Source organism: Litchfieldia alkalitelluris (assembly GCF_002019645.1).
GTDB classification, from domain to species: domain Bacteria; phylum Bacillota; class Bacilli; order Bacillales; family Bacillaceae_L; genus Litchfieldia; species Litchfieldia alkalitelluris.
On record NZ_KV917374.1, the window covers coordinates 5,319,851 to 5,343,009 of the forward strand.

Annotated in this window: 22 protein-coding genes and 1 riboswitch; of the genes, 4 read left to right on the top strand and 18 right to left on the bottom strand. The window is 36.7% G+C overall.

What is annotated here, in order from left to right; all coding sequences use genetic code 11:
* Window positions 1–11 precede the first annotated feature (11 nt).
* Window positions 12–90: riboswitch (ZMP/ZTP riboswitch) on the bottom strand.
* Between the two features lie 71 nt (window positions 91–161).
* From BK579_RS24730 to BK579_RS24780, 11 genes are all read right to left on the bottom strand, one after another.
* A complete protein-coding gene (locus BK579_RS24730; protein ID WP_235848532.1) occupies window positions 162–1,229 on the bottom strand; it encodes a PQQ-dependent sugar dehydrogenase in 1,068 nt (355 codons plus the stop codon).
* Window positions 1,230–1,705: 476 nt separating this feature from the next.
* Complete coding sequence (locus tag BK579_RS24735; RefSeq protein WP_235848533.1) at window positions 1,706–3,052, bottom strand: MATE family efflux transporter; 1,347 nt, start codon at window positions 3,050–3,052, stop codon at window positions 1,706–1,708.
* Between the two features lie 355 nt (window positions 3,053–3,407).
* Window positions 3,408–4,865 (bottom strand): protein adenylyltransferase SelO, encoded by a 1,458-nt coding sequence (locus tag BK579_RS24740; protein WP_078550137.1) that lies wholly within the window; start codon window positions 4,863–4,865, stop codon window positions 3,408–3,410.
* A gap of 170 nt (window positions 4,866–5,035) precedes the next feature.
* Window positions 5,036–5,413 (bottom strand): hypothetical protein, encoded by a 378-nt coding sequence (locus tag BK579_RS24745; RefSeq protein ID WP_078550139.1) that lies wholly within the window; start codon window positions 5,411–5,413, stop codon window positions 5,036–5,038.
* Between the two features lie 32 nt (window positions 5,414–5,445).
* Window positions 5,446–6,285: a hypothetical protein gene (locus tag BK579_RS24750; protein WP_204524760.1), complete on the bottom strand. Its 840-nt coding sequence runs from the start codon at window positions 6,283–6,285 to the stop codon at window positions 5,446–5,448.
* Between the two features lie 15 nt (window positions 6,286–6,300).
* Window positions 6,301–6,459: a response regulator gene (locus BK579_RS24755; protein WP_204524761.1), complete on the bottom strand. Its 159-nt coding sequence runs from the start codon at window positions 6,457–6,459 to the stop codon at window positions 6,301–6,303.
* Between the two features lie 236 nt (window positions 6,460–6,695).
* Window positions 6,696–7,646, bottom strand: a complete 951-nt coding sequence (locus BK579_RS24760) for a carbohydrate kinase family protein (protein ID WP_078550142.1) — start codon at window positions 7,644–7,646, stop codon at window positions 6,696–6,698.
* Window positions 7,647–7,674: 28 nt separating this feature from the next.
* Window positions 7,675–9,117 carry a sucrose-6-phosphate hydrolase gene (locus tag BK579_RS24765; protein WP_078550144.1) on the bottom strand — a complete coding sequence of 481 codons (1,443 nt, stop codon included), beginning with the start codon at window positions 9,115–9,117 and terminating at the stop codon, window positions 7,675–7,677.
* Between the two features lie 188 nt (window positions 9,118–9,305).
* Window positions 9,306–10,679, bottom strand: coding sequence for a sucrose-specific PTS transporter subunit IIBC (locus BK579_RS24770; protein ID WP_078550146.1), 1,374 nt, complete (start codon window positions 10,677–10,679; stop codon window positions 9,306–9,308).
* A gap of 213 nt (window positions 10,680–10,892) precedes the next feature.
* Complete coding sequence (locus BK579_RS24775; RefSeq protein ID WP_078550148.1) at window positions 10,893–11,723, bottom strand: PRD domain-containing protein; 831 nt, start codon at window positions 11,721–11,723, stop codon at window positions 10,893–10,895.
* 867 nt (window positions 11,724–12,590) lie between these two features.
* Window positions 12,591–13,151, bottom strand: a complete 561-nt coding sequence (locus BK579_RS24780) for a hypothetical protein (RefSeq protein ID WP_078550149.1) — start codon at window positions 13,149–13,151, stop codon at window positions 12,591–12,593.
* Window positions 13,152–13,244: 93 nt separating this feature from the next.
* On the opposite strand from BK579_RS24780, the gene BK579_RS24785 reads away from it, so the two are divergent.
* From BK579_RS24785 to BK579_RS24795, 3 genes are all read left to right on the top strand, one after another.
* Entirely contained in the window at window positions 13,245–14,162 is a 918-nt protein-coding gene (locus BK579_RS24785) for a phosphatidate cytidylyltransferase (RefSeq protein WP_078550151.1), read from the top strand.
* A gap of 187 nt (window positions 14,163–14,349) precedes the next feature.
* The gene (gene nagA / locus BK579_RS24790) at window positions 14,350–15,537 is read left to right on the top strand and encodes an N-acetylglucosamine-6-phosphate deacetylase (RefSeq protein ID WP_078550153.1); all 1,188 of its coding nucleotides are present in this window, start codon (window positions 14,350–14,352) and stop codon (window positions 15,535–15,537) included.
* Window positions 15,538–15,568: 31 nt separating this feature from the next.
* On the top strand, window positions 15,569–16,300 hold the full coding sequence (locus tag BK579_RS24795) for a GntR family transcriptional regulator (RefSeq protein WP_078550155.1): 732 nt from the start codon (window positions 15,569–15,571) through the stop codon (window positions 16,298–16,300).
* 216 nt (window positions 16,301–16,516) lie between these two features.
* Here BK579_RS24795 and nagZ read toward each other — a convergent pair whose 3' ends face one another.
* The 3 genes from nagZ to BK579_RS26625 are packed head-to-tail and all read right to left on the bottom strand — an operon-like array spanning window position 16,517 to window position 18,638.
* A complete protein-coding gene (gene nagZ / locus BK579_RS24800) occupies window positions 16,517–18,124 on the bottom strand; it encodes a beta-N-acetylhexosaminidase (RefSeq protein WP_078550157.1) in 1,608 nt (535 codons plus the stop codon).
* Window positions 18,124–18,339 (bottom strand): ABC transporter permease family protein, encoded by a 216-nt coding sequence (locus BK579_RS26620; protein WP_235848534.1) that lies wholly within the window; start codon window positions 18,337–18,339, stop codon window positions 18,124–18,126. Before BK579_RS26620 ends, nagZ begins: the two co-directional genes overlap by 1 nt.
* Window positions 18,339–18,638, bottom strand: coding sequence for a carbohydrate ABC transporter permease (locus BK579_RS26625; RefSeq protein WP_235848535.1), 300 nt, complete (start codon window positions 18,636–18,638; stop codon window positions 18,339–18,341). The genes BK579_RS26620 and BK579_RS26625 overlap by 1 nt, the downstream gene beginning before the upstream one ends.
* A 237-nt stretch (window positions 18,639–18,875) precedes the next feature.
* On the opposite strand from BK579_RS26625, the gene BK579_RS26980 reads away from it, so the two are divergent.
* Window positions 18,876–19,097, top strand: a complete 222-nt coding sequence (locus BK579_RS26980; protein ID WP_078550159.1) for a hypothetical protein — start codon at window positions 18,876–18,878, stop codon at window positions 19,095–19,097.
* 117 nt (window positions 19,098–19,214) lie between these two features.
* On the opposite strand, the gene BK579_RS24815 is transcribed toward BK579_RS26980, so the two are convergent.
* The 4 genes from BK579_RS24815 to BK579_RS24830 all read right to left on the bottom strand — a co-directional run bounded on the left by BK579_RS24815 (window position 19,215) and on the right by BK579_RS24830 (window position 23,154).
* Window positions 19,215–20,837: an ATP-binding protein gene (locus BK579_RS24815; RefSeq protein WP_078550161.1), complete on the bottom strand. Its 1,623-nt coding sequence runs from the start codon at window positions 20,835–20,837 to the stop codon at window positions 19,215–19,217.
* Window positions 20,838–20,997: 160 nt separating this feature from the next.
* A complete protein-coding gene (locus BK579_RS24820) occupies window positions 20,998–21,495 on the bottom strand; it encodes an ATP-binding cassette domain-containing protein (RefSeq protein WP_235848536.1) in 498 nt (165 codons plus the stop codon).
* 16 nt (window positions 21,496–21,511) lie between these two features.
* Window positions 21,512–21,775 carry an ATP-binding cassette domain-containing protein gene (locus BK579_RS24825; protein ID WP_169891256.1) on the bottom strand — a complete coding sequence of 88 codons (264 nt, stop codon included), beginning with the start codon at window positions 21,773–21,775 and terminating at the stop codon, window positions 21,512–21,514.
* 671 nt (window positions 21,776–22,446) lie between these two features.
* Window positions 22,447–23,154 carry a M48 family metallopeptidase gene (locus BK579_RS24830; RefSeq protein ID WP_078550167.1) on the bottom strand — a complete coding sequence of 236 codons (708 nt, stop codon included), beginning with the start codon at window positions 23,152–23,154 and terminating at the stop codon, window positions 22,447–22,449.
* Window positions 23,155–23,159 lie beyond the last annotated feature (5 nt).

Consider the following 23,159-nt stretch of genomic DNA (forward strand, 5'->3'; position numbering starts at 1 on the left):
CATAATCCCCTTACCTCTGCCCAGGCGAACGGCTAACGACACTATGTGCTCCCTTACGGTTATCCGTCTTCGCCAGTCACACACAGCCTTTTGATTTGTTTCATTTTATCAAATTTTCTGTAAACATACAACACCAATTTGATATATTTATCGGTTGTTTCTCACTTTAAGGAAAGCTTGAATAATTTATCATCACCTTCTCGAGGAGTCCCTCTTCCATCCCGATTATTCGTAATCGTATATAAAGTATCATTTTCTATGAATACATCACGTAATCTTCCTAAGTTTTCAAATGCAAGATCTACTTTCATCGTATCCAAGTTCACAACCCGAATACTTTCACCTCTTAAGGTGGCTACAAACATTTTTCTATCTTGTATTGCTATTCCCGATGGCGCCCATGTGTCTGTTCCAGTTTGGTATAGTGGAGAAATCATTTCTGCACCTTGCTCCTCACCTTCAATCAGTGGCCAGCCATAATTTTTTCCAGGCTCAATTAAATTAATTTCATCGTGTGCTGACTGACCATGCTCTGAGCTATATAGCTTTCCATCATGATCCCATGCTAAGCCTTGAGGATTACGATGACCATACGAATATATATAAGAATCAGGATAAGGATTGTCCTCTGGCACAGAGCCATCTAACTCCATACGCAATATTTTCCCAGCTAGATTATCCAGATTTTGAGCATATTCAGGATTTCCTGCATCACCAGTTGTTGCATATAATTTCCCATCTATTCCAATTTTGATACGTCCACCATTATGAATTCTCCCTCCAGGAATTCCTTCCAGGATCACCTCTTGTTCCTGCCATGAATTCTGAGTGAACTTGAGAAGAATGATTCGGTTGTATACTTGTCCATTAGCTTCATATGTGTGGTAGCCATAAGCTTCCCCCGAACTCTCAAAATCAGGTGCGAGAATAAAACCTAAAAATCCTCCCTCGCTTTCATGCAAGATTTGCTTTGTAACCTCTACATTCTGGATTTCCTTTGAACCGTCAGCTTCATTAACTTTAATGATCTTTCCAGCTCGTTGACTCAAATAGAAAGAGTCACCTTGTTTTGTAATATTCCAGGGAATGTCTAATTCTGCAGTAACAATCTCAGCTTGTCTAGCAAAAGCTTCATTCACTTCGTCCTCATTAGTTGGCTCATCTTCAAATGAACAGCCAGAGATAAATAGAACAAATATAAGTGCTAAAATAATTCTCAATGATAACACCTCTCCTCAATTTATAATTCTACATGAAGTATATCCATTTTTTTATATGAATAAAATGATATTAAAGCAACGAAACTGTTCTCAAGATTGCATTGACCAAACACTTGATGGCCTATCTGTAAAAGCTTTCTTTTTAAATGGCAGTGACCTATCATGTTAGGTTCACAGTGGTTGAATTTAGTCGGAAAAATTCCCCTTAAATCTGGAAATATCAATATTCCCCTAAAAATAACGGTAGATTTTCCACTTATATGAACCTAACCTTTAGATTTAGTCATATTTTAGAGAAGTTAACCGGAATACCTCCGCTTATATCTGCTTCTTAAGCCCCTACTAGATACAATAGCCGGAATTTTTCCGCCTATGAGTTCCTATACCTACGTGAATTAATTATATTTTGCTTATCTAATAAAAAACGGACGGAGTTTTCTCCTTAAGAGAAACTTCGTCCCTAATTGCATGTGTGTTTCTTAACCTTATGCTGATTCAGTAGTTTCAGATTTTATATGCTTAACAAGAGCCTTCTTTTCCCACTTCCTACTTTTCCATCTAGACCATAATATCACTCCACGAACCCACTCATCTGCTATAAAAGCTAGCCATATTCCAATTAAGCCCCAACCAAAATGAATTCCTAAGAGGTAGTAAAGAGGAACACTAAGACCCCAGATAACCGCAACGGACACAATCATCATAAACCGGGCATCACCAGCTGCTTGGAGGGTAGCACCATAAACAAGATTTAAACATCTGCCCGGCTCTAATAAAAACCCCATTATTAATAAAATAGCACCCATTTGAATAATCTCTGGGTCATTTGTAAATAAACCAAGGAGAGGTTCTCTTACTAAAACAATAATTGCCGTCATAACGATTGCCATAACTATGCTCCAGCGAACGTTACGCACCCCTTGTCTATAAGCCTCCTCCATTTTACCTGCTCCAATCAAATGGCCAACAATGATTTGCGATCCTCTTCCAAGTGATACTCCTAACACCATTACAAAAAAGAGAATATTTAAAGTATAGATTCTGGTTGTAAGCATCTGCGTCCCCAGTAAGGTTATAAACGCTGTTGTAACAATTTGACTACTAGAATAAGAGATAATTGTCATTGAAGATGGTATACCTATACCAAGTACCTTTTTTAGACGTTCTTTCTGAATATCAACAAAATCATTCCAGGTCAATTTTAGATTTACACGGTAATAAAGAACCCAGGCAAAAGCAATGAGGGCTAAAAACTGACTAAAAGCAGTAGATATAGCTACACCTGTAACCCCTAATTGAGGGAAACCCAATGCACCATAAATAAAAAGATAATTTCCAATAATGTTTATAATATTCATCCCACCACTTACAAACATCGTTTCCTTTGTAAATCCATGTGTTTGTATGATTACTGACATTGTTATGCTCATCGCTTGAAAAACAAGTGCTCCTCCGACAATCAATAGAAATATCCTTGCCTGTTCTAATAGTTGTGGCTCTAATTGAAATAATCCTAATAACTGCCTGCTAAAAATCATCAGGGTGGTTGCTACGAAAAGTCCAAAAATAAAATTTATTAAAATACCATTTCCTGTGTATTTTTTAATCTCATCAAACTTTTTGGCACCTAGATATTGGGCTATTACAACTGAGGTCCCTGTGGCAACAAATTGAAAGAGAAAAAACATAAACATAATCAACTGATTGGCCACTCCCACTGATGCGACGGCCTCATCAGACACTTTACTTAACATAAAGACATCAGCAGTTCTTAAGGAAAAATGCAAAAGTGATTCAATAAAAATCGGCCATGTAACCGCAATAATAGACATCTTTCTTAGATTAGGAGAATTAGACATAAAAAATCCCTTTCAGACTATAGTTTTGTAATAAAAGAAAGAGAGACCTCAGGAAGACCCTCTCTTTTAATCATTTATTTTCAAATAAGGATAATTAATATATAAATTAACTAATTAATAAAAATAAATACCTTATCTTATATTACTAAACTAAAACTCATAAAGAAAGTCAAAAAATATGTAATTGTTGGGAAACTTGGTTTAAAGGATAAACTCCAGCAACTAACTTTCAGCTTGTCTGATAATTGAATAAGAGGCCCCTCTCATTACGCTGTTCTACAAAAGAAACCACAAAAGCTACCCCAAAAAGGTAGCTTCAGCTTCAATATTAAGTCCCACAAAACGTTTGATATGGTATGTTCGTTGATTCAGGCAATTTACAATATTCTTCTTGAATATTATCATGGTCGAAGGGATTTGAAAGAACTTGAACCAAGCGCTCTAATACAGTATAGTCCCCTTTACCTGCAGCTTCTAAGGCTTCCTCCACCCGATGATTTCGAGGAATCACTGCTGGATTACTGTCTTTCATCAACTGTTGTGAATCATCATTTGATTGATTCTGTCTTTTACGTCTTGCTTTCCACTTGTCTGACCACTCACTAAATTCCGTACTGTTAAATAGAGCGTGCTCACCATATTCTTCATAAGTCAACGACCTGAAGGTATTCGTAAAGTCTCCTCGGTGCTTCTGCATCATATTAAGCAAGTCTTCAACGAGGGATTTATCCTCTTCCTCCGCGTTGAAGATTCCAAGCTTTGCTCTCATTCCTTCAATCCAATTGCGTTGATATTGATTGATATAATTTGTGATCTCATCCTGAGCCATCTTGACAGCTTCGTCCTGATTATCATGTATTAAAGGTAATAAAGTTTCCGCAAATCGTGCCAAATTCCATCCACCAATGTTCGGCTGATTACCATATGCATAACGGCCCTGTCGATCAATTGAACTAAATACAGTTGACGGGTCATACTCATTCATAAATGCACAAGGACCATAATCGATTGTTTCACCGCTGATTGTCATATTGTCAGTGTTCATCACCCCATGGATAAAGCCAACTAACTGCCATTGTGAAATTAACTTAGCTTGTCGCATGGCCACTTCCTTAAGCAATAATAGATACGGTTTTTCAACACCTTCTATATGTGGATAATGGCGCTTTATTGTATAGTCGGCTAAAGCTTTAAGTTCCTCTTTTTCGGTATATCTTGCAGCATATTCAAATGTACCAACCCGCAAATGACTGGCGGCAACCCTTGTGAGAATTGCACCCGGTAATGCTGTTTCACGTTGGATTAACTCACCTGTCGATACAACAGCTAAGCTACGGGTAGTTGGTATGCGAAGTGCATGCATTGCTTCACTGATTATATATTCTCTAAGCATCGGTCCTAGAGCAGCTCGACCGTCGCCACCACGTGAATATGGAGTTCTTCCAGACCCTTTAAGCTGAATATCAAAACGTTCATCATTAGGTGCGAGTTGCTCACCTAACAAAACAGCTCGACCATCACCAAGCATATTAGGATGACCGAATTGATGCCCTGCGTATGCTTGAGCGAGAGGCGAGGCACCTTTTGGAATATCGTTTCCTGCAAATACTGATACCATATCTTCGCTCTTCAGTGACTCTGGATTTAATCCTAAAGATGTAGCTAACGATTCATTGAGCTTGATTAACTTCGGTGATTGTACAGGAGTCGGATTTGTTCTCGTATAAAACGTTTCTGGTAGACGGGTATAACTATAATCTAAGTTCCATCCTGTTTCTTTTAGCATAAGATCTCCCCTTTATATTATCTGAAAGAGCAACTTATTGATTTATAAAATTAAATCACAACCCAGTAAAGAGCTCTTGATTATGTACATTAGCCTTCTTAATTTCTTCTTGTTCACAATTATTATTCCTATTACAACATACTTAACCTATACAAAGGAAGAGGAGAAGCTCATCTTTGTGAATTCTCCAATAGTATCAGATGCCACATCTTTCTTTTAGCATAAATGTAATAACCTATTTGAATGAAGAAGTAAATTCCAGAAATGACTGCAAAGTTTATGAGTAAGTCGGGATTTACCATTATTCCTCCAACATCGGTTATATATAGGTACGCTAAGATCGTTCCAATAATCGTCGGGACAAAAAATAGAACCTTTAGCTCACTCGCGATCATCTTTTTAATTTCCTCACCCGTAATTCCAATTTTATAAAGCTTTTTATCCTTTGCCCTTTCTTTGTCAATATCAGAAAACAAATTCAAATATAACAAGATAAACGTTCCAAAGAAAAAGACAATACTTAAAAAAGTAATAACAAAGAATAACAACCCACTAGAATTCCTATGGAAATGATATTCTTTTACCTTTGAAGCAACCTGTAAGAAATGCTCCTCTGAGGAATTTTTAATGAATACTCCAGGAATAGCTGTGGTAGATTGATTGTAGATTTTAAGCAGGATGTTTCCTTCCAATTTGTCACATTTAATAATTGAACCCTTGCTTCTACACCTTCTAGATTTCCCTTGATTCGATCGTATTGAGTATTACTTAATACGATAAATTCATGCAGATTACTAAGGTTGTTAATCTCTTTTTGAGCAAATGATTCCTTCATTGTATAAGTTACCATTTCACCACCAATCGGAAATGTGAGTTCTTCAACATAATCATTATGCGCATATTCAGGCTGGGTATTTAAATAATAAAGAAATTCTTGATCCTTTAATTGCATGTGACTTGATGTTAACTCATTAAATTCCTCAAGAGACATAAAGGTATAAATCGTTTGCCAATCTCCATAGGTATGTTTTTGAGCATAATAAAATAAAGGAATTTCTCGATGTTCTTTTAAAGGATTGGTTTTATGATTAACAACTGAGTATAGCTCATCCTTCGAAATGAGATTTTTTGAATTTGTTTGGACAAAGGCGATATCATAAGGATGATTTGAAACGGCCTGATGTTCAGCATCATTATACATATATAACATCAAGCTACTATAAAATATAGTGATCATAATCATGACGGTAATAAGCATTAATAATGATGTTAATTGTTTAAACTTATAATCTAGGTTTGTTAGAACGATTAATGTGCGATAATAAAACCGCTTTTTCTTTTTAGCAAGCTCGATAAATAAACTAGTAAATGATGGGGACAGTAGATACTTTCCGAAAACTTCGACATAAGAAATAGCCATCATAATATGGCAAATTTATATCAAGTAAAACAAGATCAGGCTGTGATTCACAAACTCATCTATAATATTAGTAAAATCAGTTGGCTGCATAACTTTATAACCATAACGATCTAAATTCTCTTGAATGAGCTCACTTAACTGTAAATCATCCTCAATAAGCATGATTTTGTACATACTATAATCTCCTTTATACTGGAAATCCTTCACATTTCATCATAACACCTTAATTATCGTCTTTTCACTTTTTTATTACAGCTTTACGGAAGAACTGGAACATACCAATCTAAAAGGTTATAAAAACTGCAAATAAAAAAATCGGTACCCTAATGGTAACCGAGTTTTTTGGATTTTAAATCTCCCATTCGCTTTCTGTAAGCGGCGGTATTTAATGTATTGATGTATTGTAGTTTTTATAATACGTCCTCAAGCTTAGGTAATGCCTTGATTGCTCCAACCTTTGTACACACATTAGCACCCACTCGATTACTGAATTCAATCATTTCTTTTAACTGTTTTGGATCCTGTAACGCGTGTATTGGATCGTTTAGCTTTGCTAACTGATATAATGTTGCACCAACAAATGCATCACCAGCACCAGTTGAATCTATTGAATTTACCTTAATACTAGGAATAATTTCTTCATACTGACCATTTGAAATAAGCGTTCCATCTTTGCCTAATGTAACAGCTACAACCTTCGCTCCAAGTTGGTGAAAGAATGTAGTGGCTTGTTTTCGATCTTTTACTCCTGAGATGATTTCGAGTTCTTCATCGCTAACCTTTACAAAGTCAGAAAGTCCGATGCATTCCCTTGAAAGCTGAATAAACGCTTCCACATTTCCTTCCCAAAGGTTCAAACGATAATTAGGATCAAACGAAATAAACTGACCTTGCTGTTGGGCTTTGTTCATCATTTTAATATAGGTGGACTGAAACGGATCTTCAAGCAAGGCCGTTGCAGACCCAAAATGAAGAATCTTACCTTCATTTAACTTATCTTGGTTGATTTCTGCTTCAGTTATAAATCCATCTGCTCCTCGATTAAAGACAAAATCCCTTTCTCCATTAGCTTTTAATGAGACAAATGCTAATGTTGTTGGGTGAGAAGGATCGAACATCAGCATGGAGGTATCTACATTTTCATCTTCTAGCGTTTTCTTTAAAAAATGTCCAAACGGATCATTCCCAACCTTGCCACAAAAAACGGCATGCCCACCAAATTTGGAGATTGCTGCACAAACATTTGCAGGCGCTCCCCCAGCTTGTTTTTGAAAGTTCTGTCCATCCACTAGACTAACATCAACGTCTACACAGAAAAAATCGATTAATAGTTCACCAATACAAACAACTGTATGATTCATTGTACGAGAAACACCTCTTCTTTATAATCTAACAAATCTTTTTTAATCGCCATTTATAGAGTTCTAGCTTAACATCGGAACCTCCGACTGTAATTTCATTATGTGTTGGATAAAACCTTGATGAAAAACATTCTTCACCTTTATTCAAAAAGACTTCAACTGAGGATGTATCAATAAAAATTCTGATCGCTTTTAATTCACGGAGTTTGCACTGCCTTCTTTCAATTTCCCCATCCACATAGCTCTTTCTTTCAAGGGTAAAAACACCTTCATCTGCTGAAAACACTAATTTCGCAGCGTCTCCGATTGCCATATAAAAGAACCCTTTTTTAATCATAATGTCTTCCAATATTAACTCTATGGAATTACCCTTCATATTTTCTAATTGGATTTCCTCATTTTGAATCATTAATGTATGTTGAATAGCTTCTCCTTCTCGTAGTGTTTCTATCTCTTTTACAGGAAATTGCTGTACTTTCCCGTCAACTAGTTTTAATTCACGTGGGATGGTCATATTGTGTAACCACTTATACTGAATGGTAGGATGCTGTTGTTCATTTTGTTCAGGCACACTCATCCATGCCATCAATATTCTTCTTCCTTCCTGATCCAACGTGGTCTGTGGGGCATAAAAGTCAAAACCTCGATCTAGCTCCTCAAATTCACCATGTTGATAATCACCTGTCATGGGATCAAACTGACCGCAAACATACCCTGCTTGGTAGACATTATGATATTTCATCCCCTCTGGTGTCAACCCTTGTGGCGAGAAAATGAGAATACTTTTTCCGCCTAATTCAAACATGTCAGGACACTCAAACATATACCCAAACTCACCTAATTGTCCGTTTCCACCACCGGTTAAGATTCCTACATGGTCCCAATCTGTTAAATTTTTCGAGGTAAATAGCGCTACCGCTCCTTTAAGATCATTTGTCTGTGCTCCGATCACCATAAAAAACTGTCCATCCTGTTCCCACACCTTAGGGTCTCTAAAATGTGGTGTATAACCTTCAGGCACTTCAATGACAGGCCCCTTTTTATCAAAGTGAATGCCATCATGTGAGACAGCTAAACATTGGTAAGAATCTCTTTTCCCAGTGTCATCTTTCACATTTCCTGTATAAAAGACGTACATTTTCCCGTCATGTTCAATTGCGCTCCCTGAATAACAGCCATTTTTTTCAAACCACTCAGACGGGGTTAAGGCAACTTCTTCATGTTTCCAATGAACTAAATCCTTTGAGGTATAATGCCCCCAGAACTTCGCGCCATGATCTGTCTTAAATGGCATCCATTGATAAAATAAATGATAAGAATCTTTCCATTGAATAAACCCATTTGGATCATTTAAAAGACCTACCGGTGGCATGATATGGTAATTAAGTCGGTAGGGATCCTGGTTAACAGTTTCTTTATACTTGGCTACTTCAGCCATTACATCTTGTCTTAATGTTGTATCACTAACCATTATTCTTCACCCTTTTTTAGAAATCATTTATTGATATTAAAGAATTGCATTCTTTCCTCCTAAACTAAAAACAGAATCTGAAAAAACACCGTATTTCACTTTAAAAGAGGTCAATTAGAGTCGTATTTATAATAAAAGGGGGCCCCATGAATAAATAACACTCCATGAGACACCCCCTTACTAAACAATTATTTTGCTTCTTCCTTCCATCCTAGTAAAAGAGTGGCAACAAAAGCACCTACTACCGCTATCAAAAACCCAATACCATAATTTATTGGATCCTGTGCGATCGCAAACATCGGAATCCCTGTTAAGCCAATTCCATTAGCCATTACTTGAGTGAACACAACATAAGCTCCTCCTAATCCTCCTCCAATTGCTGCAGCAATAAATGGACGACGGTACTTTAAGTTGACACCAAATATAGCTGGTTCAGTAATTCCAAGGAAGGCAGAAACTGCTGCTGGAATGGCAATTTCTTTTGTTTTCTTGTTTTTTGTTCGGAAAAAGACAGCAAGAGTCGCTCCACCTTGTGCAACGTTTGCCATAGCCCAAATCGGTAGCAAGTAGTTTCCACCAATTTTCGCCAACAACTCTGCTTCAATTGCATGGAAACTATGATGAACACCTGTTAACACGATTGTTGAGTAGAGTCCACCAAAAATTAAACCTGCGATTGGACCTGCAGTTCCATAGATCACGTCTAATGTCCAAGTAATACCATTTCCAAGTACACGCCCTAATGGACCAACAACTAATAAAGCAATAAATCCTGTAAGAATTACCGTTAAGAAAGGTGTTAAAAGTAAGTCAACGACATTCGGAATAATCTTACGTAAGCCTTTTTCAAGCTTTGACATAATATAAACTGTTAATAAGACAGGGATAACTGTTCCTTGATATCCGAGCATCTCAACTCCAACACCAAAAAAGTCTAGAGTCTCAGGCGCTGCGTTCGAAAGACCCCATGGATTCAGCAAAGCCGGATGGGTCATTATTCCACCAATAACAGCACCTAAATATCCATTCGCGCCAAATTCTTTGGCTGCACTAAATCCTAATAAAATTGGTAAAATGATAAATGCTGCAGATGAGAACATATCTAGCATTACATATAAGGCACTTTGAGGATCTACCCAATTGTACGTTTTCATCATTCCAAGTAATCCCATTAACATACCAGCAGCAACAATAGCCGGGATAATCGGAACAAAGATATTTGAGAGTGTTCGAGCAAATCGAGCAAATGGATTCATCTTATTCTTTGCAGCGTCACTATGTGACATGCTTTTTGGTTCGTTATCTTCTGAATTTGCACCTACAAGCGGACCGAAAGTTTCAAACACTTTATTTACAGATCCTGTACCAAAGATTATTTGAAACTGCCCTGAGCTTGAGAATGCGCCCTTTACCCCATCCAATTCCTCAATAGCTTCTTTATCAATTTGAGTTTCGTCATCAATGACTAAACGAAGGCGGGTCGCGCAATGCGTCGCACTAATGACATTATTTTTTCCACCTAAAAGAGGGACAAGTTGTTCTGCTACTTCACGATGATTCATTTTCATTTCCTCCTAAACATGTTTTTAAACACAAAAAAGACCTAAAAGATATAAGGAAGTAAACATAAGTAGTCCGAAGAAACGATACCTATGTCGCCTTATAAATTTTAGGTCTTGCCTGCATGATCAGTCACAATCCTACAATATGAAATTCAACTTATCCCCATGATACTGCAAGAAAACGTTTGCGTCAACAAGAATACTTTTACCTAATTATTCATTATTTATCAATCTCTGGATATGCAAAGCAATGTAAGCAACCTCTGAATCAGGAAGCTTCACACTATATTCTTTCTCCAAGGAATTTGTTGCTAACTCAGAACATTCGAATGCTTTTGGATACTTTGTTTTGATCACTTCCACCATACTATCATCAATCGGATCTGAATGTCCTTCTTCCTCCATTCGTTTTAACGCAAACCGTAAATGTGTAATAATCCTTTGGTAATTAATACTAGACTCCTCAATTTCAATATCCAAATAAGCTTCAATTTTCCTCACAAAATCATGAAGAATTGTTGCTTGCTTTAAGGATTCACTCATTGCTGGCGAATCAAGCTTTGCCGTATGAATATGAAGAGCGATATGAGCAACTTCATCGATTGGAATATCAATATTTAACTCTTTCTTGATTTCTTCCTTTGCCCAAATGCCAATTTCAAACTCTTTTTGATAGAGCAATTTAATTTCATTTACTAATTTATTGTGAATAGTTAACCCCTGCTCGATTCTTTGTAAAGCAAAGGACAAATGATCTGTTAAAGCTATATGAATATGGTCATGTAAAGGAGCTTGTAAATAACCTTCCGCATAACTAATAATTCTTTCAGCTAGCTCTATATGTTGTTCAGGCAACGCCATTAGTAGCTGCTGGAATTTTTCTGAAGATTGATCATGTAAAATAAAGATTTTTTCAATTTTATCTTTAGGTATGATATCATTTCTTTTCTTTTGAAAGGCGATTCCAGGACCCATGACAATTTTCTCTTGGTATCCATCAATTGCCACCACAGCATTGTTATTTAAAATTTTAAAGATACGCATAACTACTATCCTCCGATTATGAGAAAAGCTCTGTGACGCCCGCTTTTCAGCAACAGGCATAAGACGAGACACTTCCGAAGTGTTTGCTTATGACCCCGAAATGGCGCATGGAGCTAGACACTAAAACTAGGTTTAAATCTTTAACTTTTTAAAGCAAAGGAATCGGTTATTCTTCCCCTATTAGGGCTTTACCCCAATGAAAATCCCTAAGTATTTATATATTCTACCATCTTTTTCTGCTAATACAATGATGTACAATTTCCTTAGAAAAGCGCTCGGCCCCTTCGACCAGCGAAGGACTTAAGATATGCAGTAAACTCGGTTTTTCCCTTGTTTAAGATAAACCTGGCAAAACTCGTTCCTTTTTTGTTATCAGACCATTTGTAATCTATGCCATGTACATCTTTATAATACAAACGGTACATTCCCTCCAAAGTTCTTATACGAAAACATAGTTGGAGTGATAGGATCCTACAACCAAAGGTATGTAAACCAGCTATTTCTCTAGGAGGTAACTTTGCTATTTTTTTAATTGGCTGTGTCCTATTATGTTGATTTCACTTTGGTAGAATTTAAACGGAAAAATTCCACTTAATTCGGGAAATATTAACATTTCCTCAAAAATAACGGGAGTTTTTCCACCTATATGAACCTAATCTTTAGTATTAGTCATATGTTAGTGAAGTTAACAGGAATTTCTCCCCTTATATCTGCTTTTAAGCCCCCACTAGATACATTAACGGGAATTTCTCCGCCTACGATGACAAAGATGTATAACAAATTTTGTACTTTCCTATCTTATAAAAAATTAAAAGAATGGCTTTCTCACTCCGGTCTCGAAGCAATAAACCATTCCTAACGCTTTAGTTATTCTTTTAAAAACCTCTTCTTCACCGGTTCGTACTCAAATAATTTACCTTCGTATATTTGATGAAATCTTTGATTGCTACGGAAATCATCAGGAGTCACAAGCGCCGGAAGTTTGTCCCATAGTCGAATTCCTGACCGATGCAATATTTCGGCAACGAATTGTGAGCAGAAATACGAATTGCTAAATTCAACGGGTTCATTTAATGAAACGCCTACTACACCTAATAGGTTATATAAAAATTTACGTTGATTCTTCTTGAAAACATTTAATACACGTTTCATTTTTTCTACATCTCTATCGGTTACTTCTAATTTATAAATGACACATGTTGTTTCTGGGTATTTACTATATGTCCCCTCAAAAATATCCTCCTTCACAAAGCCACCGTTGATGGGATTGCTGGGATTTTTCCGGCCAAAACTGTATAACTCTTGTAAGTCTGGGTCGAAGGATATGGAGGCATGATTATAAGGAGCCTTTGTATATTTCTTAATCGATTTTGTAAACAAGGTTCCTGTATCAGTAAGCATGATATATACACTTTGGTTCAACACCATCTGTATTCCCTCTTTTAAAAATGACATTTTTATCCTATATTTATTATACATGACTACTTCTCTAAAAATATAGATTAAAAAGGTGGTAAAAGATTGAATAGTGCACTTTGGACACAGCTTGTAATTTTTCTCGGTTTACTTGTTGTCAGTATTTTATTTAGTATCATAAAAAAAAGCCAGCCTAATAAAGACTTTTCTTCACTATCATTACGTGTAAAGACATGGTGGGGAATGTTTGTGATTTTTGTTTTTGCGACGCTTTTTAATCCTCTCGTTTCATTAATATCTTTAATGGTGCTTTGTTTTTTTGCTCTTAAAGAGTATTTTTCTATGATGAAAACGAGAAAAGTTGATCGAAGGGCATTTTTGTGGGCGTACCTATCAATCCCTGTCCAATTTTACTGGATTTACATCGAATGGTATGGAATGTTTATTGTCTTTATTCCGATTTATGTTTTTTTATTCTTACCATTACCACGTATTCTTGGGAGAAAAGGGACAGTTGGATTTTTAAGATCCGTAAGCTCCACTCAATGGGGATTAATGCTCATGGTCTTTGGTTTAAGCCATCTAGCATTCTTCCAATTCGCCTCACCAGAATATGGTGCAAATCTCGTATTGTTCTTAGTTTTACTCACACAGCTAAATGATGTTATTCACTTTTTAATTTCTCTTTATTTTGGAAAGAGAAAAGTAGTTCCAACCGCGAATCCCAATATCTCGTGGGAGGGATTCGTGGGTGCAACCATTGTTACAACCACAGTTGCGTACTTTATATATCCCTACTTAACACCATTTGATGTCACTTTTGGAGTAATTTCAGGCTTACTAATAGCCTTTGGCGGATTCTTTGGAGCACTTACGATATCTGTCTTAAAACGTGATTTACTAATCGGGGATGATGAAAAAGCGACAACACTCAAAGAAAGCTACCTTAGTCGTGTAGATAGCCTAACCTACACGGCACCAATCTTTTTTCACGTCATCCGCTACTTCTATGACTTTATGTGAGGAAGCAGGGGGACGGTTCTCATGCTTCCTTTAAATAGCATTTTGATGAACCTTCCCCTATCTTTTTTCTTGCTGCCCTATTGGTTAACATAATAGTGTAAGTTACCATAACCAAAGTAAAGTGGTATAGACCACTATACCATAATTTGCTATACTCAAAAAAAAGGGTTATTGGAGGAATGAATTCATGGCCGGGCACGAACCTTTTATCTTAAAAAACATTACCGTATTTGCTGAAAATCAAACATATAAAGAGGGCTTTATTAAAGTGGCAGATGGGAAGATTTCAAAAGTAGGATCAATCTCTGAGCTTACTAACGATGATGAATTAAACGCAGAAGTATTCATAGGATCTGAAAATCAATTTCTCATCCCTGGGATGATTGATCTGCATATCCACGGGGCTGCTGGTGCAGATACAATGGATGCTAACACGCAAGCACTCGAAACAATGGCAAAATCCTTGCCAAAAGAAGGAACCACTAGTTTCTTAGCTACTACGATAACACAATCTCAACCAGCCATCGAAAGTGCATTGGCGAATGCAGGACAATTCATAACCGGTGAGCAGAAAAGCGGTCAAGCAGAAGTGCTCGGTGTCCATCTCGAAGGTCCATTTATCTCACCCAAAAGGGCTGGTGCACAACCTTTAGAACATATCACAGATCCTGATGTAACCATATTTAAGAAATGGCAAAAGTTAGCTATGGGAACCATCAAGCTTGTCACTACGGCTCCAGAACAGAGCAATGGGCTTAATTTTGTTCAGCTATTAAAAGAAAACGGTATAGTTGCTTCCATTGGTCACTCTGATGCAACCTATGAAATTGTGAATAAAGCAATCAGTGCTGGTGCCTCTCACATAACCCATCTTTATAATGGAATGAGGGGATTACATCATCGAGAACCTGGGGTCGCCGGTGCAGCATTATTAAAAGATGAGCTTTGTGTTGAGATTATCAGTGATGGAATCCATATACGTCCAGAAATGATTCTTCTTACATATAAACAAAAACCAAAAGATAAAATCATTTTGATAACGGACAGTATTCGTGCAAAAGGATTAAAACCAGGAACCTATGATTTGGGAGGACAAAGTGTTGTAGTCTCTCACGATCGGGCTATCCTACAAGACGGGACACTTGCAGGAAGTATTTTAAAAATGAATGATGCTTTAAAGAACTTTCAAAGTTACACCCAATGTACGATTGAAGAACTTATCCAATTCTCGTCGGCGAACCCTGCAAAACAGTTGGGGATTTTTGAGCGTAAGGGCAGTATTGCCGTTGGGAAAGATGCGGACCTTGTCTTACTAAACGAAGACTTCGAAGTAGTGATGACGTTTTGTCGAGGACAACTAGCATTCAAAAACTAGTTAACATTTGCAATAAAAAAGGAGCTTATACATGATTGACAAATCCTCCCCGATTCCTATTTATTATCAAATTGAAGAGCAGATAAAAGCCCTCATCGAATCTGGCAAGCTTAAATCTGGTGATTGTTTACCTTCGGAAAGGGAGTATGCAGAAAAATTCAAAGTGAGTCGGATGACCGTAAGGCAAGCCATTAATAACCTAGTAAATGATGGATTTTTATATAGAGAAAAAGGGAAAGGCACTTTTGTAGCCCAGAAAAAATTCGAACAAGTCCTACATGGTTTAACTAGTTTTACAGAGGATATGAAGGCTAGAGGCTTGACCCCTGGCAACCGAATATTTAGCTTTGAACTACTCTTTGCAAATGAACTGATCGCAAAACAACTCGATATGACTGTTCGTGATCCAGTTTATCAAATTGAACGAATCCGTTTAGCAGATAACGAGCCTATTGCGCTCGAAACGTCCTTTATATCTGCCAATCTCATAAAAGACCTCACTAAAGAGGCTATGCACCAATCCTTATACAACTATATCGAAGAAGAATTAAATCTTAGAATTGATTACTCAACTCAAGAGATTGAAGCTGCTCCTGCGGGAGATAAGGAAGCTGAGGCTTTGGGCATTAAGAAAGGCACACCTATTCTTAAAATCCTCCGAAAAAGCTACCTAGAAGACGGGAAACCCTTTGAGATGGTTAAATCCGCCTACCTTGCTGATCGTTATAAATTCATCGCAACCATGAAACGTTCAACTAAGTGATCATTATAGAATCAAGGGGCCTTGTGCAACTTAAGATACACAAGGCCCCTACTTATATTTAGTTCACCTTATTTTCATACAAGCCTTCGCTCTTGCAAACTAATTTAAGCGCAGCTTCATCGACGACAAAGTGAAGTTCTTCAAACATTCAGAAATGATGACTAATCCCCAGTAGTAGTTGTAGACATTTTCATCCACACCCTTAAAATTAAAATCCTAATTGATTGTAATTGGTAATTGGCCTTTTATCTCTTCTAACCCATAAATCGCTTTTGCTGCCATCCGTAATGCAGGAGTTGTAAACTCATATGTAGCGATATATACATCAATTTGTTTTGGTAGATAGGATAAATCATATGGACTTCTCATCGCAATTACGACAATATTTTTCCCTAAGCTGACTAATTCTTTAATAAAACGAATGTGATCCTTTGAATTTGAAGCAGTTAGGGTTCCAATAATAATTGTCTCATATTGCTTCGCTTTTTCAATCATAGATTTGTTCATCTCTTCTGAAAACTGATTTGGGACCAATTCAATATCGGCAGTGGGATGAACTTCTTGAATAACTGCCCCTAAAGCATTGCTGGAATATCGTTTGTCTTCCACTTCCGTTAAATAGGAGTTATTCGTATAGATAACGAGTACTTTATGATTAACATGAGTCGATAATGGAAGAACATTATTATTATTCACCAATGTAATACCATGTCTAAAGGCGTCTTCAGCCTTTACCCGGTGTTCTTCACACCCAACAACGTCTGGAACTGTTACATGATCTACACTTTCAACAATCTCATTCCAAGATAAATAGCGACTTTTCAATTGTCGAACACGGTCCAATGCCGCATCTATTTGTTCGACTGATAATTCATTGTTTTCAACCGCAGTCGCAATCGCTTCAATTGCATCTTTTTGAAGAGAAGGGAGATGAGAAATCATGACAAGATCAATACCTGCTTTAATCGCTTCTACTGCTCCCTGTGCTGTACCTATCGTGTCAGCAATAGCCTTCATCTCCATACAGTCAGTAGTAACTACTCCTTGAAACCCTAACTTTTCTCTTAATAACCCAGTAATGACTGATCTTGACATGGTTGCAGGTACACCTTGCTTCTTTTCAATCGCAGGAAAATAGACGTGAGCAGACATGACCGTATCTGCACCTTCTTTAATACAATCTTTAAATGGTAAAAGTTCTACCTCTTCTAATCGTTCCATCGAATGATTAATTGTCGGTAGCTCCAAATGAGAGTCAAGATTTGTGTCACCGTGTCCTGGAAAGTGTTTGAGCGATGTAATGATTCCTGCAGCTTGCATTCCCTTCATCGCAGCCTTTCCAAATTCAGCAACTTGAAACGGATGTTCACCAAACGAGCGGACTCCTATAACTGGGTTGTTAGGATTATTATTCACATCCACCACCGGTGCTAAATTCCAATTTATCCCTAGTGCCTTCAGTTCTTTTCCCGTGGCCAAGCCCATATCATACGCAAATTCTGGATTCCCTGTTGCTCCTAAAAGCATCGCTCCAGGAAAAACCGTTGTACCTTCACCAAGTCTTCTAACAACCCCGTTTTCTTGATCGATACAAATCAATAGTGGTTGATCATGACCAGCAAGTTTAGCTTCTAATTGCAAGCGAGTATTTAGTTTTAAAATGTCTTCAGGTGTTCCAATATTACGACCAAATAAGATAATTCCACCAACATGATAATCTCGAATGAGTTCCACTATTTCATCTGATACATCTGCTGGATTGTTTGCTTTAAATCCACAAACCATTAACTGTCCTATTTTTTGTCTTAATGTAAGTTGTTTCATTATTCTTTTACCCCACCCATCGCTAAGCCTTTTACGAAGTATCGTTGGAACAATAAGAAGAAGATAATCATCGGAATAGACGCCACGCTTGCACCAGCCATCAATAGTTTAAAGTCTGCAAGGTTCGCATTTTGTAATGTTTTTAGACCTACCGGAAGTCTAAATAAGTCTTTATCATTTAATACGAAAACTGGCCATAAGAAGGAGTTCCACATTAACACAAATTTAAAATGCCAAGAACCCCCATTGCAGGCTTTGCTAACGGAACAATAATTTTCCAAAAGATTCCCCACTCAGAGGCGCCATTAATTTTAGCAGCTTCAATCCGTTCATCTGGAACTGTAAGTAAGAATTGTCTCATGAGGAAGACTTCGAACGCCAAAGAGATACTTGGTAATATTAATGCCCAATGTGTATCAAATAGTTGTAATTTTTGAACCATAATAAATGTTGGTATTAGAGTTACTTGTTCTGGGATCATCATCGTAAAGATAATCATCCAAAAGATAATCATTTTCCCAGGAAAATTCTATTTAGCTAATACATACCCAGACATAGTATCAAATATTACCATTAGTGCCGTTCCTAGGATTGCAATATATAAGCTGTTAAACAGCCATTTTAAGGGGGAATAGGCGGAGAGTCACTCGACTCCTGCGGGATGTGCGGTCAGCGTGAGCCTCCCCGCGGAAAGTGAGTGAATCGCAGTCAACCCAAGCAGTACAAGATACAAAAGGAATTGTTGCTACGTATGGGCGGACAAAGTGTCTTACTAAGCACCTTGTTCTATATTGAGCCTGAAGTCGACAATAAAACAAAAGAAGTGGTTGGGTTCAAGGCATATGGCGGTGGCTGGGGCCATGGTGTCGGCCTTTCACAAACTGGTGCCATGGGCATGGCAGTAAAAGGATATACGTATGAAGAGATTTTAAAACACTATTATCAAGGAATTGAATTAGAAAAGAAATATTAAACATATAACGAAAGGGTGTCCTTAATCAATAGGACACCCTTTCGCAATTAATAGTCCCCACATCTTTTTTAAGTCCAGCATTAGGGGGAACTTTCAACTATATCAAGCTTTTTTCTTTTATCCCGCTAAAGGTAATCTGATCTCAATCAAAGTCCCTTCGTTTACTTTACTTTTAAAACTAATTGTCCCATGATGCTGTTTGATTATTTTATTACAGATCATTAGGCCAAGACCGGTTCCCTTTTCTTTCATTGTATAAAAAGGTTCTCCTAGCCGTGGAAGAAGTTCCTCAGGAATACCACAACCCTGGTCTTGAAATAAGATGACACATTGATTTTTTTTATCTTTACGGAGTGTGATATCTATGTCTCCTCCCCCATTCATGGCCTCCATCGCATTTTTAAGAATATTTAACAATACCTGTTTTAGTTGATTTTTTTCACAGGTAATACAGATGTCGTCATCTTCAATCCATAAATTGAATTGAATATTTTTCAAAAGGGCTTGAGGAGAGAGCAATTCCAACGTATATTCAATTAACTCAATTACATTCGTTTTATCCAACTGAACTGCTTGTGGCTTTCCTAAAGTAAGCAACTCACTCGTTATGTTTTCTATCCTTGCGAGTTCACTTAAAAGTAGCTCATTATTAAGCGAATGATGATCATTTTTATATAACTGGATAAACCCTTTTATTGTTGTTAAAGGATTCCTTATCTCATGAGCAACGCCTGCAGCTAATTCACCCACAATTGATAACTTCTCAGATTGCAAAAGAATCGTCTCTGCTTTTTTCCGTTCAGAGATATCACGACTAATGAGGACGATATGCTCAATAACATCTCCCTCTCCTTTTACAGGCATACACCGGGACTCAAACTCAATCCAATTTCCGTCTTTATGCCTTAAGCGGAATTCCATTGAATGTAATTTTTCATTTTCAAACATTTTTATAATATTTTCCTTAAACAGTTCTAAATCATCCGGATGAGTAATCTTACATAACTCCATCTTCTCTAATTCAGATGTTGCATATCCAAGAATGTGTTCATGAGATGGGGAAAAGTAGCTACCTTCGTGTTTTTTATTCATTACCAAGATAAGATCTGATGTATTTTCAGCTATAAGTCGGTATTTAGATTCACTCTCTGCTAGTATTCGTGCCATTCGTTTATTTTCAGAAATAATTCGATATAATTTTAAGTAAGATTCAATTAGTAAGGTACCAATAATCACACCTAATACTATAAATAGAAGATATTGAGAGTGAAATGCTAGACTATCTCTAAAAATATTAAAAATAATTGGTACTGTGATCACATAAATTAAAATATAAGAGCTTACTAAAATAATAAGTTTTTTGACCGCTGAAAAACGGGTTATGTATATATGTACGACTGAAAAAACAACCATGATCGTTGTCCAACCGATAATTGCTACAGTCCAGTTACCGCTAACAAACAATCTCATGATTAATGAAAAGATAGCAGTAATCACTCCTGCTAGGGGTCCCAGATATGCAAAAACGAGAATAATAGGTGCATATCGTAAATCATATGAGTATCCCTGTTGCTGAAATGATAGCATAACGAGAATAACCGAAACAATTCCACCATAAACACTTACCCAAAACCATGTATGCTTAAGTGGTTTAAACTTTAGCAAGGAACCGATAACTAGCGGTGTACTTACCATTAGAGAAAAAATTGAGAGATTAATAATATAGTCTATAATAAGCAATTTCCCCCCACCTATCTAGTCGATTTCATTCTTAATCCTTACTATATACTAGGGTTATTACTATTACCATATGTTATATGTAAATTTTTGGCGAAAAAAGGCGGTTCTTTTGTTTCCACTTTGGAACCTTAAAAAACCACCTCAGTTTTACCATTCAACATTAATTATTTAAATCCATCCACTTTTCCATAACAGTCTCTACTTCTTTATTTAACTCTATCTTTCTACAGTAGAGCTTGTTGAGATCTGTATATTCCAACTGCTCTGAAACCATGGCTTTGTCTAACTCTTGTATTTCTACCTCTAGCTTTTCAATTCTACTTAATGCCTTTGCTTCTTCCTTCTCCATATCAGCTGACTGACACTTTTGCTTTTTTATCTTCTCCGTTTTTACAGGTTCTTCATTGACTTTGAGTAAACGTACCTTTTCTTTTTCACTGTTGTAATCATCATAGTTACCGGGGTAGCTTTTTAAGGAATGATTCTCTAATGCAATGATTCTTTCACCAATTTTATTAATAAAGTACCGATCATGGGAAATGAAGAAAATCGTTCCTTTGAAATCTTCCAGAGCCTCTTCAAGGGTTTCAATTGAATCAATATCAAGATGATTAGTTGGTTCATCAAGTATTAATAAGTTGATATCTTGAAATAGCATTATAGCCAGTTTTAATCTAATTTTCTCTCCTCCAGACAGATGCTTCACTTTTTTGAAGTCGCTTCTTTTCATCATAACCATAACTCGATGTTTGCGGATATCCAGGATAGTAATTCATTGGCTCAATTCCAGCAATCAACTTAAGAACTGTACTCTTTCCACTACCGTTCGCACCTACGATTCCAATCCTATCTCCTTCATAAGCTTCAAAGCTGATATTATTAACGACAAGTGTAGCTTCCATATATTTTTTTATGCCATTTAGCTTCATTTCTAACATATCATTTCCTTCTTTCATCCATAATTTTAGTTACGCATTTATGGACAGCATAAGGAAAACTTCATTACTATTTAATTTTAAATAAGAAAAGCGTAAGGCGCCGCCTATCGGCGACAGGCATAAGACGAGCGCTGACTAGGATGAATTCTTTGAATTCATCTTAGAAGGCACTTTTTGCTTATCCGTTGCGATTGGCTTATGACCCCGAGCCGATGGCGCCTGGAGCTAGACATCAAAACTAGGTTGAATTTAATACATTCTTATCTAGTAAAAAAGACTGTAAGAAGATGGTGTCTTCTTACAGTCTTAAATACTTAAAGAATATAAGTGCTTAGAGCGATTTATACATAAATGTGCACATTAAAAAAGCACATCATTTTATGCATAAACTCTCTCACCAGTAAATCTGGTGGGATACTTCAAGAACATGAAATATCCTACTGTTATATTCCAAAAAGTAGTAAAGTAAGTTAACCTTCTAATTGCCTTCATTCCATAAAGAGCATAACAAATAAGCCTATTTTTTATAGGTAATTATCCTCATTACAAAATTCATATTAATTAGTTGGTTCCATAAACTTACTTTCCCCCTTCAAACTTTTCTATATTATCTCATTTTTCTTTTTTTTGTAAATAACATTAGGTTAAATTGGATTATAACCCGTACCCATTTAAACAGTCATTTTCCAGTTCGATAAAGCTAACCACTGTTCTTGGTTCTTATAATCCGGCATTATTTTTCCAACAAGGCGCCAGAAGGACCTGTCATGGTTTAAATGAACCATGTGACACATTTCATGGACAACTACATAATCAATGACTTGTTGTGGAGCCATCGCCAATCTCCAATTAAATGTTAACTGCAAGTTAGAGTCACAGGTTCCCCAGTTTCTACTATTATCAGTGATTTTAATCGAACGTGGTTTAATTTTAAAATGGATTTGATATGATCTAGCGCTTTTCTCCACCAATACCTTACATTGCTGATAGTAAAATCGCTTTAATGCTTGTTTGATTTTTTCTTCTTCTAGTTGTTTCACATGTATATGCAACACATCACCTTCAAACAAAACATGGTCATGTTGGATATGTTGGTCTTGATATATCTTAATGGGATAAGAATTTCCTAAATAAAGAAAACTCTCACCATGATCATAGACCTTCTTCTGTGGCCCATTCAGCCGATCTTTCATTTCTTTTAAGGTTCCTTGGAGCCATTCCCATTTTTCCTCTAAGACTTTAATCACACTTTCATCTGCTGTACCTTTTGGAGCCCTAACCTCGATGTTTCCATAACCATCAACATAGATCCCTATCGATTTCCGGTTTTTATAGTTGATTTCAAAACGGATCGTTTCACCTGCATAAGTATGTATCATTTTAT